1 pseudogene is annotated in these 231 nt (G+C 67.5%); it reads left to right on the top strand.

Features of this window, described 5'->3' with window-relative positions:
* Nucleotides 1-231 (top strand): annotated as a pseudogene (gene motB, locus RRF55_RS28190) (flagellar motor protein MotB); the annotation flags it as partial.

The raw sequence follows: 231 nt of genomic DNA, 5'->3' as shown, positions 1-231 counted from the left end.
GTCCAAACAGCTGATCGTGGATCAGACGCCCGAGGGCCTGCGCATCCAGTTGGTGGACCAGGAAGGCCGGTCCATGTTCGACAACAACTCGGCCCGACCCAATGCGCGGGCCCAGATCCTGCTGCGCGCCGTCGCCAAGGTGATCAACCAGCTGCCCAACCGCATCTCCATCACCGGCCACACCAGCGCCACGCCAGGGTCGAACCGCGCCAGCGGCCCGGCGGACTGGAC

It is taken from the genome of Klebsiella sp. K47 (assembly GCF_051858335.1).
Taxonomy (GTDB): domain Bacteria; phylum Pseudomonadota; class Gammaproteobacteria; order Enterobacterales; family Enterobacteriaceae; genus Klebsiella; species Klebsiella pneumoniae.
This window is presented reverse-complemented; position numbering and strand designations above follow the sequence as displayed.